Here is an 11,327-nt window from a genome sequence, read left to right as displayed (position 1 = left end):
TCAGGTTGTGCCATTAAAAGAGCCTCGCCTTATTGTTTACGAGCCGCTAGTCGCTCTTTCAACGTTCCTGAAGACATTACACAACCGTTTGCCACATCGGACTTAGCAAAGCTAACCAGTTTAAGCAGCGCAATCGCCTGCTCTTTGCGCTGATGCTGCTCGTAAGACTCAACGACATAAGCAGGTTTACCGTTTTGTGTAATCGTCAAAGGTTCATTGAGAGGCAGATCCGCCGCATTTTTTTTCAAAAAACTGACTGTTTCAGTTGCCATAATTAAATCACTCACTCTTTCATTTATTCATTACTTGTTGACTCATATTTACAACCGAGATTGCTTACTGAGTGCTTATAAAACTAATTGTCACGTAGATAGGTATTCAACGGTAGATCTGACGCCTACTCACAACATCTACTATACAATCACTCAAGCAGAAGTTCAAATATAGCCTAAATTTAAACCTCACTAGTTATGATGCTAATCATAAAACCAATATTTAAAAGCTTTATTTATCATTAATAAATAACACCAATCAAAACGCAAAAACCAATCGATAAAACCAATTTATCGATACTAACAATCAATACAAAGATATTAATCATAAAACAGTACGCCATTTAGGTATACCTTTTTGTCACAGGTTAAAATCAACCACTTTTACGCTTTTGTCATAACTTAAATGTCAGGTACAATATGATCATAACTTAAGAGTCACCTTACGAGGTAACATGTACATATTTGGCTATCTTCGTGCATCAACTAACGAACAAGATGCTAAGCGCGCTCAGGACAGCCTAAAGGCATTTGTATCTGAAAAAGGTCATCGAATCGCTGGATGGTACATTGAGAACGTTTCCGGAGCTTCATTGCAAAGACCAGAATTAATGCGATTACTTGAAGATGCAGCACCAGGTGATGCAATTCTCATTGAGCAGGTTGATCGCCTTTCACGTCTTGATGATAAAGGTTGGTCAAAACTCAAATCACTGATCCAAGAAAAAGACCTGAAAGTGATCAGCATGGACTTACCGACCAGCCATGTTGCCTTATCGAATCAAGTCGGTGATGAATTCACAAATTCAATGCTTCGCGCCATCAATAACATGATGCTCGATATGCTGGCCGCAATTGCCCGTAAAGATTATCAAGATCGTCGTCGTCGCCAGGCTGAAGGAATAATAAAAGCCAAGGATGAAGGTAAATACCGTGGCCGCCAGGCTGATGAAGCTCTTCATCAAAAGATATATCAACTTCGAGTTGAAAATGGATTGAGTATTTCGGATACAGCTCGATTAGCGGATGTTTCTGGTAGAACAGTAATTAGAGTTGTAAATAAGCTCAAAGAGCTCAATCCTCACCCTTACTAATACGGAATGAGGCGTAAACCGTGACAATTTGATGCGATTAATCTAGTTCGCAGTCACTGCAAATTTTCATCCATCAAGATCACCCAATATTCATCACATGGCTATCTAGCTAACGCCTCCATTGCGACTTACTACACAGTAAAAAAACAACGTTCTATTTTTGTTAACAGAAAGCACATAACAGAAAGCACAATGCTGAGGCGCTTTGGGACATAACCTTGTTAGATTTAAAGCTCTAACAAGGTTGCTTGACATTAGAAAATGTATATTGAACCCTTGAACTTGCTATGAAGACTTTAGCCTACAATTTAGTTTTAAATAATCAATTAGATCTGATGCCCGTCTTGTAAGTAACTGTCGACGATACCAAATAACAAAGACCTCACGATCTTCTCCCCGCCACTGAGGTAAAACATTTGTCAACAAACCAGTCGCCAATTCATTTGTGATTTCTATTTCTGGCAGTAAAGCAATACCTAAACCATCCAGAACAAACCGCTTTGAAATTAGAAGGTCATTGACCACTAACCGCTTGCTTTTAGGTGAGATCTCAATGTGTTCGTCCGAATTATCACAATGGTATAAATTCCAAGAGCTTATAGGTTTACTGAAAATCAAATCGAATTGCATTAACTCACCAGGATGATTTAGGACCGATGAGTGATTTTCTAAATAACGTGGACTAGCAACAGCAATTGTCTGAACTGTACCTAATTTCACTTGAGTCAATTCAGAATCTCTCTGTGGACCAACTCGAATTGCAAAATCAGCTCCTGTCGCAGAAAATTGGGTCAACTCATTACTAAGCTCTAATTCTAGGTCGACTGACGGCTGAATTTGAAGATACTTTGATAATACAGGCTGAAGAACACTCGTCGTTAAATTTAGCGGAGCCAAAATTTTTATACGTCCTCGCAACCCAGATACATCATTTTTGAAGTCATTGACAATAGAATCAAACGATTCAACGTGATAACGGGTGCTTTCAAAGAGTTTCTGCCCTTCATTCGTGAGATTAAAATAGTGACTGCTCCGGTTAATCAGAAGACAGCCTAAACTTCGCTCTAGATTCTTTATTCTACGACTAACTGTCGAAGCAGGGATATTAAGCAGCTCCCCCGCTGATTTTAAGCTTTCAGATTTAACTACAGAAACGAACAAAGCAATATCGTCAATCATCGACTTGATACCATTTTTGGCATTCACACTTCCAAAAGATACTATAGATTTCGTTTGTGACATTCAATATCTTAGTCTTCACTCAATCACCACACACAAACCAAGCACTGTTAGTGGAGCTTGGTCAATAGAGAGATATTCATGCAAGCTATAGTTTTTAATTACACAGGACCTGCAAATTCTGTGTTAAAACTTCAAGAACTCCCTACTCCAAAACCGGATAATGGCCAGGTTCTAATTCGAACGGTTGCATCTCCGATTCAACCCGCTGATTTCTTATTCATAGAGGGAAACTATCGAATATCGCCGGTTTTTCCTCAACCTGCTGGATTAGAAGGTTTTGGTGAAGTTATTTCAGTCGGAGAAGGTGTTTCAAAGAAAAAAATTGGGGAATTTGTAGCTTTTCGGGCACCCGGTGCATGGGCTGAATACGTTGTTGCATCGGAAAATAGAATCTACCGCGCCCCAGATAGCCTTTTACCGGAAATAGCCTGCCAATTTGCCCTAAATCCATTAACAGCTTGGGGCCTACTGGATCATGCATCTTTAGTGACAAATGATAGGTTACTTCTGACTGCTGGAAAGTCGATTGTGGCATCTATTCTTGCGAAACTGGCTTTAGGACGAGGTATTCATCCATTTCTATTGTTTCGTGAAGATGACGGGTATCGCGTGCAAAACCTTATGGAGGGCAGTGAAACTGGCAGGCATGAGACAATTGCAGAAGCGCTTCAAGAAACCCAAATGCATCCTTTCGATGCAATCATTGATGCGGTTGGGGGAGTAAATACCCCCGAATTAATGGATGTAATTAAACCGGGAGGAAAAATGATTTCTTATGGCATCTTAGACCCCTCGGAGATGTCCATCGCAGCTTCAAAAATCATATTCAAAAATCTCACATGGATTGGTTTTGGAGTAGATCAATGGCTCAGTCACGCTAGTGCTTTGACGATAGATTCAGCGCAATTAGATATATGGCAGCTATTGAAAACAAGTCCTGAAGTGTTACCTGTTAAGGATCTTTTTGACCGAAAAGATTTCCTGGAAGCAATTGCATTTACTCATGATAGAAGCACACATGGCAAAGTCATATTGATGGCTAACAAACATTAACAGGCTAATGTTGCAAATAATTAGATAAGACAAATCTAACCAGTAATTGACTTAAAATTACTGGTAAACAGCCTCAACATTGAAGAGGCGATTCATGAAGGCGGATCTCTCCCGCACAATGGTTTTACGTTCATTATTACGTAACCAGAAATCAAATTGCCCTTTGTTTAACATCCGTAATGATTCGAATCCTTAGATCGTTAACCAGAGCTTGTTGCAAAAAATTAAAACAAAGAAAAACTGATCTACATATGCGTAATTAAAATTCATCAAACACAATATTTTGTGTTCATGAGAGCCGATTGAAGGTCAAAAAAATTATTTGCAACAAGCCCAAAAAGAAGGCATAGAAAAAGCGAAGAATGAAGGTAAATTTAGAGGGAGGCAGGCTGATTTAAATAAACACGAACAAATTTACAAACTGCGTGTAATAAACGGACTCAGTATTGCTGATACAGCTAAACTCGCTGACGTGTCATACAGAACAGTAATTAGAGTGGCTAAAAGCTACAAAGCCGTTGCGCAATGATGAACGTAAAATCCTGGTGCGGGATAGATCCACTTTCATGAATCGTCTCTTTAATATTGAGGCTGTTTACCAGTAATAATTCCTCATTACTGACTAGATCTGTCTTATCTGATTAGTTGCAACATTAAGCCCTTATAAGTAAGGTAGTAACGAACAGTCAGAAGAATAATTTCTGAAGGAAAGTGTCGGCCTGAAAAATGGATGGTCATAATGATAAAATTAATGAGTGCTGGCGAATATCATAACTTAGCACTCCGGTTTGCGACAAAATCATATATAACAAGGCATTTCACACAAAGATGCAACATATCAATAGCTAGATGAACCGATTGTGATACCGATCAAACGATGCTACTATCGTGACACTATTTCATCTTGTCACGGATTGAATTCAACATGCCGGCGCTAGCAAAAAAATCAGATATTATTATTCGCCAAGCTAACGCATTAACCTCCGCTGCATACAATCTTACCCGCAATGAAAAACGACTCGTTTACATTGCGCTTGATGACATCATAAATAAACGTATTCAATGTAATGAATTTGGTCAATACCCCGTAAAAATCAATCACATTGATTATGCGTCGATATTTGAAGATGACAGTGAAAATATTGGTCAGGATATATTAAAAATAACGGCTTCTTTAAATAAGAAAGAGGTTATTTTTTATCGACCAGATGAAGACGTCGGGAAAAATGCCTTGGATGCTATTTCATGGACAACAAAACGTTCCTATCGCGCATCACTAGGAGCGACGACAGTATTCTTTAATGCTGAACTAGTGAATATCATTACCAAGGTAGATACAAATTTCACCCGCTTTCTTATGGGAGAAGCAGGCAGACTTAATAGTCCTTACGCGATGCGACTTTACGAGTCATTACGACAATGGCCCGAACAGCAATCAGTCACGCTTGAAGTAGATTGGATGATAGAACGTTATGAGCTCCCTGAATCATATAGACGAATGAGTGATTTTCGCCGCCGCTTTTTAAAACCTGCGGTTAAGGAAATCAATGAGCATACAAGCATAATGATTGATTACAAGGAAGTTGCAGATAAAATACGGTCTAACCGTATTGCGGCGATCACATTCAATTATTCGAATCGTATGGAAAAGGAAACTCACTCTTAAATAACACTAAAAGGCCAGAGTAATAAATATAATTACTCTATCATAAAAATTGAATAACAATATAAAAGGTGCAATATAAACAGTAAAAGGCCGTAATCCTTGAAAAGGAATTTCATTATTACCGCTCAAAAAAAGATGAATTTTTTATTTCAAATAACTTAGGATAGAACAGGATAATTATCTAATGGTTTTAAAACGATTAATATATAAATGCTTATTGGTTACTTGCTTATTTTCGTCATTTGCGGATGCAACTACACTTCGAACTCCGCATCAATTAGAATGGAGAGGGCAAGAATCCCTTGATCCAATCTCATCAACACGCTTTTATTACCCAGTACAAATGTTATATAACCGTCTAGTAAGACAAGATGAATCAGGTGCGCCATCTCCTGAACTCGCAACCAAATGGACATCCAATAAAACAGCTACTGAATGGGTGTTTGATTTACGCGAAAATGTGAAATTTCATAATGGCAAAGAACTAACGTCAGCTGACGTTGTCGCTACAATAAACAGAATTCTTGATCCTCAACGAGATGCTCCAGTTAGGGCTGTTCTTTCTATAATACAAGAAGTTACCGCATTAAATGATTATAGTGTTCAGTTTGAACTAAAAAAAGCGCATTCCGATTTTCCTATATTGTTAATGGATTATCGTATAAAAATATTGCCTAAAAATGTTGACCAAGATAAATCTCTTGTTGGTATCGGAACTGGGCCATTTAAACTTGAAAACCTTAATGTTGAAGGAACAACAAATCTCATTGCGAATAATGAATATTGGGAAGGAAAGCCAAAACTTGACGGTATCGATTTAATCGCAATTGCAGATGATTCAGCTAGAGTACAAGCCCTTTTAGCTCGACAAATCGACTGGATTGGTTGGTCAGGGGTAACATCTCAACAGCTACCTTTATTTCAATATAACAGCATGTTTAAAATTGATTCTATTTCAACGGGTGACTGGCGTGGAATTATATTTAAAAATGACGTCGAGCCATTTACCGATCCAAGAGTACGTAAAGCGCTGCGAATCGTTACAGATCGAGAAGAGATGGCCAGACTTGTACTAGGTGAAGATGGGGGGGCAACCACCTGTGACACTCCAGTATGGAAAGGCGATCAATATAGAATGAACTTAGAGTGTAAACAAGATATTGAAGGCGCTAAACAATTATTAGCAGAAGCTGGTTTTCCAGATGGCATCGATATCGATCTTTACACCAGTAACACAGATACTTATTTTCGACCTTTAGTTGAAATCTACCAGCGACAAGCAGCAAAAGCCAACATTCGCGTCCATATAAAAATGACACCATCAGATAGTTATTGGAACGATGTTTGGATGAAAAAACCTGCATTTACCGCACTTTGGGGACAACGCCCAACCGATCAGGTGCTAAATGAAGTCTATCGCAGCACCGCACAATGGAATGAATCGGCTTGGAATAACCCCGACTTTGATCAACTCTTAGATGAAGCTCGTCTAACTTTAGATTTTAATCCCCGTAAGAAACTTTATATCTATGCTCAGAAGATGTTGTGGGAAGAAGGTGGAACCCTAATACCATTCCACTTACGCAATCACAGAGTAATGATGAAAAATGTCACTATACCAGCGGTGGATGACTTTTCAATTCGATGGAATCTTGTCACTAAAGAATAATATTAAAAAATACAGTTTAAAAAAAGCTGTTTAATTTTAATAATATAAAAGTAGAGCGAAGGTTCTACTTTTATTCATTTCATATGTTTACACCTTTAATATAATGAGAACGTTCATGTTTACCATGATTTATAAACGCCTTTTCACTGCAATATTCTCGCTTCTTATTGTTGGCGTTCTGGTTTTTTTTGTTACAGAATCGTTACCTGGCGACTTTTGTACTAGTTATCTTGGGCAAAATGCAACCGGGACTCGATTAGAACAATGTCGTATAGATAATAATTTAAATTCCCCGTTAATTAAACGTTTTACATATTGGTCTGAGAATATTATTAATGGCAATTTAGGTACATCATTAAAACGTCAAAAGCCCGTTAGTGACATACTTATTCCTCGATTAGAAAACACCTTAATTCTAGGTGGAATAGCAGCTTCGATAGGGATCCCAATAGCCATTCTTCTGGGATGTATTGCAGGTCTTAGAGTCAATAAAAAATCAGATCACTTTATATCAATAGCGTCTCTTTTCACCATGACAGTTCCAGAATTTGTAACTGCCACCCTTTTAACACTCGTATTTAGTATCTGGCTACCATGGTTTCCAGCCGTTACTTTAATCGGAGCAAATGCATCCTTTGCAGAATTGTTGCCTAATCTAGTATTACCAGCAATTACACTATCGATGGTAATGATTGCCCACATATTACGCATGGTTCGCTCATGTATGATCACCGTAATGAATTCAAGTTATATTAAAATGTCTCGCTTAAAAGGCATTCCCTATTGGCACATTGTTTTTTATCATGCTCTTCCCAATGCCCTTCTTCCCGCTATTAACATTATAGCACTCACTATTGCTTGGCTGCTTGGTGGTGTTGTTATCATTGAACAAGTCTTCAACTACCCTGGTATTGGTAGCCTTATGATTTCAGCCATTTACGATAGAGATCTCCCTGTCGTTCAAGGTATCGCCATCGTTTTAGCAGTTATTTATATTTTGGTTAACCTTTGTGCTGATCTTCTAACCTGTATTCTTAATCCTAAACTTCGCACACAGCAAGGATATTAAAATGAGTAATATTAAATTGTTCGTGGCATTTTTTAAACAACTTAGCTCAACGCCATCAGCTAAAGTTGGTTTAATCTTATTCATTTTCCATATTTTGTTAGCTTGTTTTGCTACCTACATCATTCCCTATGACTATGGACAAACCGATAGCTTTAATATTCTTAAAGGTCCAAGTATGGAGCACTGGCTAGGAACCGACCAATTAGGAAGAGATATATTAAGCCGTACAATTATGGGAGGCAGAGCTGCCCTATTTATTACGTTTGCAGGAAGTTTTATCGCCATACTATGGGGTAGCTGCTTAGGCATTTTTACCGGATTTATAGGCGGACGTTTTGATGAAGTCGTCATGCGTTTCATCGACGCTTTATTATCAATCCCCTGGATTCTGTTTTTGCTTCTGATCATCAGTGTTTTAGGGCAGAGCGATACAACATTAATTTTAACATTGGGCTTTTTCTACGGCATTGCTGTTATAAGAGTTGTTAGGGGAGCCACCCTTGACGTTATTACCCATGACTATATTTTAGCTGCACGCCTGCGCGGGGAGCGAACAAGCTCTATCATTAAACATGAAATATTGCCTAATATTATGAATGTCATCTTAGTGGATGGCGCTATGCGCTGGTCATGGATGTTACTCATTTTCAGCTCACTATCTTTCTTAGGCTTTGGCGTTAACCCTCCTACGCCGGATTGGGGCTTGATGATAGCAGACACACGAGGATTTATGTCTGTCGCTCCTTGGGCTACCCTTGCACCGTTAATCGCTTTAAGCTCTCTTATATTTTCAATCAATATTACTTCAGACGCCTTATCAAAAGTGGCTGGTCTAAATCGTGATAACAGCTCACCGGTATAAGGAGAAAAAAATGAATCATATAATCGAAGTTTCAAATTTAAATTTGGGATACAAAAATAAAGCAGGTGATTTCTGTCATATTCTTAATAATGTCGATCTCCAAGTTAATCCAAAAGACATTATCGGCCTTGTGGGTGAGTCAGGCTCAGGAAAAAGCACATTAGCCCTTGCTCTAATGGGATACACCAACGACGATTGTTTCGTTAAATCTGGCACTATCCATTTTGAGAATAAAGATATCTTACAGCTATCAACATTAGAGCTAGCAGAAATAAGAGGTAGCCAAATCGCATTAATACCTCAAAATGCAGGGCAGGCATTAACCCCTACAATGAAAGTGGGAAAGCAAATACAAGAAGTTTTACAATTTCATAGTGATATTGACAAAGAAAATTATAAAACTAAAGTCATTGAGCTATTAAACGATGTTAAATTACCCGATCCTGAACAAATTTTTTCGCGCTATCCACACCAGCTTTCAGGTGGTCAGCAACAAAGAGTTGCAATAGCGATGGCTTTAGCGGTCAAACCTAAACTACTCATTTTAGATGAGCCAACAACGGGTCTTGATGCCACAACTCAAGTCCATATTCTGGATTTATTGAAAGCATTAATCAATAAACATAATGTTTCTATGGTTTTTGTAAGCCATGACTTTGGTGCGGTTTCTCGACTTTGTAATAAAGTGTGCGTTATGTATAAAGGTGAGATAGTAGAACACGGTGACATCAGGAAAGTGTTACTAAAACCTGAACATACGTACACTCAAACATTACTAAAAGCAGTGCCAGTTATTGGTAAAAAACAAAAAAATAACGTTTCATTAATACAAGAAAATAAGGTAAAAAAAGAAACAAGCATCTCGTTAAAGCAACTAAAAATATCCTATCACCGTAAAACATTATGGGAATCAATAACCAGAAAACCTGAGCCAGAAGCCACAGTAGACAATATAAACCTAACGTTAAAGAAAGGTGAAACACTGGCCTTGATTGGTGAATCTGGTAGTGGGAAATCAACCATTCTTAAAACCATTGCAGGATTAAACCAAGCCAAAGGTGGAGAGATAATCTTCAATGGAAAACCATTGAAAACTCTTGAAAAACGGACAAAAGAACAAAAAAAACAAATCCAAATAATATTTCAAAATCCGGATGCTTCGTTAAACCCAAAGCAAACAATTTTGCAGATTTTATCTAAACCATTACAACTTTATTTTGATATGAATAGCTCTCAATGCCATAAGAGAGCGAAAGAATTGTTAGAACAAGTGCACCTCAATTCAGACTATTTGTATAGAAACGCAACCATGCTATCTGGTGGTGAAAAACAACGGGTTGCAATCGCAAGAGCTTTTGCCTCAGAGCCCGAATTATTGCTTTGTGATGAGATAACCTCAGCCTTAGACGTAACCGTTCAAGCTACAGTATTGAAATTACTAAAAGAGTTGCAATTAAAATTCAATACCAGTTACATTTTTATTGCCCATGACCTAGCCCTTGTGGAATCAATCGCAGATCAAATTGCCATACTTAACCAAGGGCGCATTTGTGAAGTAGGACCAACAAAGTCAGTGTTTGCTAATCCTAGTCACCCATACACAAAAACATTGTTAGATTCAGTGCTAAAACCTGAGCCAGAGCCTGAAACAAAACAGAAATACGCATAATGAATATAGGCAGCCTACGGCAGCAACTAACGACCTGTTAGTTTTACTGTTCATCATAGGCATAGACAGGTATCTTCCTGTCTATGCACCCAGACAAACCACTCAAAGCCCTTTTCAACCGACAGCAGGAATGGCTGACGTTCCTCAATAAGCACATCGGTCACGTTCGTGAAGCGGTCATTGAGAATGTCACGAAGATGCTTGCCTGTGGCACTGCAGCATTTGGCTCCCGAAAATATACGTGTGCCAACACTCGCTGCTCCCACATCAAATTTATCAACCAAACCTGTAAGTCCAGAGCCTGCAATAGTTGTGGCACCAAAGCCACAGAGCGCTGGGTGCAAACTCAGCAATATGTCCTTCCCGATTGTGAATGGCAACACATCACCTTCACGATGCCCGACAAACTGTGGGAGATATTCCGCTATAACCGTCAATTATTAGGGAAGCTCTTCAACTGCGCGGCTCAGATACTGATTAGTTGGGCGCAAGCAAAAGGGCTGGAGATCGGTATTTTCTGTGCGCCCCATACCTACGGTCGCCGGCTTAACTGGAATACCCATATTCACCTCTCGGTGACCCGAGGCGGAATTTTCCCTAAAACAGGTACCTGGAAACCCATCTTTTTCAAAGCCAAAGAAACTGAAGCCTGCTGGCGATATGCCATCATCACTTTACTGCGTGAGCAGTATGGTGAGATTGACCTTTCAGCCGAGCCGTATGCCCATCTC

At 38.8% G+C, this 11,327-nt stretch carries 10 protein-coding genes and 3 pseudogenes; 10 read left to right on the top strand and 3 right to left on the bottom strand.

Annotation, left to right across the window (positions count from 1 at the left end; translation table 11 throughout):
- Positions 1-29: 29 nt before the first annotated feature.
- The gene (locus C9J12_RS28995; protein ID WP_107246549.1) at positions 30-272 is read right to left on the bottom strand and encodes a type II toxin-antitoxin system Phd/YefM family antitoxin; all 243 of its coding nucleotides are present in this window, start codon (positions 270-272) and stop codon (positions 30-32) included.
- Between the two features lie 455 nt (positions 273-727).
- Between C9J12_RS28995 and C9J12_RS28990 the strand changes: the two genes are divergently transcribed.
- The gene (locus C9J12_RS28990; RefSeq protein WP_107246761.1) at positions 728-1,366 is read left to right on the top strand and encodes a recombinase family protein; all 639 of its coding nucleotides are present in this window, start codon (positions 728-730) and stop codon (positions 1,364-1,366) included.
- A 285-nt stretch (positions 1,367-1,651) separates the two neighbouring features.
- On the opposite strand, the gene C9J12_RS28985 is transcribed toward C9J12_RS28990, so the two are convergent.
- Positions 1,652-2,608, bottom strand: coding sequence for a LysR family transcriptional regulator (locus C9J12_RS28985; RefSeq protein WP_107246759.1), 957 nt, complete (start codon positions 2,606-2,608; stop codon positions 1,652-1,654).
- A 78-nt stretch (positions 2,609-2,686) separates the two neighbouring features.
- On the opposite strand from C9J12_RS28985, the gene C9J12_RS28980 reads away from it, so the two are divergent.
- Positions 2,687-3,661 (top strand): alcohol dehydrogenase catalytic domain-containing protein, encoded by a 975-nt coding sequence (locus C9J12_RS28980; protein WP_107246757.1) that lies wholly within the window; start codon positions 2,687-2,689, stop codon positions 3,659-3,661.
- 57 nt (positions 3,662-3,718) lie between these two features.
- On the opposite strand, the pseudogene C9J12_RS28975 reads toward C9J12_RS28980, so the two are convergent.
- Positions 3,719-3,853, bottom strand: a pseudogene (locus C9J12_RS28975) (IS6 family transposase); the annotation flags it as partial.
- Positions 3,854-3,986: 133 nt separating this feature from the next.
- Here C9J12_RS28975 and C9J12_RS28970 point away from each other — a divergent pair.
- From C9J12_RS28970 to C9J12_RS30555, 8 genes and pseudogenes are all read left to right on the top strand, one after another.
- Positions 3,987-4,190: pseudogene (locus C9J12_RS28970) on the top strand (recombinase family protein); the annotation flags it as partial.
- Positions 4,180-4,266: pseudogene (locus C9J12_RS28965) on the top strand (IS6 family transposase); the annotation flags it as partial. The pseudogenes C9J12_RS28970 and C9J12_RS28965, both read left to right, overlap by 11 nt.
- A gap of 320 nt (positions 4,267-4,586) precedes the next feature.
- Entirely contained in the window at positions 4,587-5,327 is a 741-nt protein-coding gene (repE, locus tag C9J12_RS28960; protein ID WP_107246754.1) for a replication initiation protein RepE, read from the top strand.
- 184 nt (positions 5,328-5,511) lie between these two features.
- Positions 5,512-6,996 carry an ABC transporter substrate-binding protein gene (locus C9J12_RS28955; RefSeq protein ID WP_107246751.1) on the top strand — a complete coding sequence of 495 codons (1,485 nt, stop codon included), beginning with the start codon at positions 5,512-5,514 and terminating at the stop codon, positions 6,994-6,996.
- A gap of 115 nt (positions 6,997-7,111) precedes the next feature.
- Complete coding sequence (locus C9J12_RS28950; RefSeq protein WP_107246748.1) at positions 7,112-8,065, top strand: ABC transporter permease; 954 nt, start codon at positions 7,112-7,114, stop codon at positions 8,063-8,065.
- Between the two features lies 1 nt (position 8,066).
- Entirely contained in the window at positions 8,067-8,927 is an 861-nt protein-coding gene (locus tag C9J12_RS28945) for an ABC transporter permease (RefSeq protein WP_107246745.1), read from the top strand.
- A gap of 10 nt (positions 8,928-8,937) precedes the next feature.
- Complete coding sequence (locus C9J12_RS28940; RefSeq protein ID WP_107246743.1) at positions 8,938-10,596, top strand: ABC transporter ATP-binding protein; 1,659 nt, start codon at positions 8,938-8,940, stop codon at positions 10,594-10,596.
- Positions 10,597-10,679: 83 nt separating this feature from the next.
- Positions 10,680-11,327 (top strand): IS91 family transposase (locus C9J12_RS30555; RefSeq protein ID WP_146150132.1); only part of this gene is annotated, 648 nt, incomplete at its 3' end.

The sequence above is a fragment of the Photobacterium frigidiphilum genome (assembly GCF_003025615.1).
GTDB classification, from domain to species: domain Bacteria; phylum Pseudomonadota; class Gammaproteobacteria; order Enterobacterales; family Vibrionaceae; genus Photobacterium; species Photobacterium frigidiphilum.
This window is presented reverse-complemented; position numbering and strand designations above follow the sequence as displayed.